General features: G+C 47.8%; 1 protein-coding gene. It reads right to left on the bottom strand.

Going from position 1 to position 293, the window contains the following annotated elements:
- The coding region (tnpA, locus tag J9892_RS23845) for an IS200/IS605 family transposase (protein WP_210539148.1) at positions 1-292 on the bottom strand (292 nt) is incomplete at its 3' end.
- Position 293 lies beyond the last annotated feature (1 nt).

The raw sequence follows: 293 nt of genomic DNA, 5'->3' as shown, positions 1-293 counted from the left end.
AGTCCAGAAATTCATTACGCAGTCGCCTTGATGTGACCGCCTTTAACGAGTTCACCAGTACCGATAGCTGCACCGTTGGCGCGTACTCTATCAGCATGTGAACATGATCAGCCTCTCCGTCACACTCTTTCAGTTCCGCACCAAAACCTCTGCAAACCTCTGCCGCACACTGACCGAATGAAGCGTGATGCAGATCCCCCAGTATCGGCTTTCGATACTTGGTAATAAACACCAAATGTACGTGCAAAACGTAGGCCGCATGGCGTGATTTATTAATTTTAGTGAATTGCATT

This window comes from Aeromonas sp. Prich7-2, from assembly GCF_017939255.1.
GTDB classification, from domain to species: domain Bacteria; phylum Pseudomonadota; class Gammaproteobacteria; order Enterobacterales; family Aeromonadaceae; genus Aeromonas; species Aeromonas caviae.
Note: the sequence above shows the minus strand (reverse complement) of the source record. Positions and strands in the feature narration are given on the sequence as shown.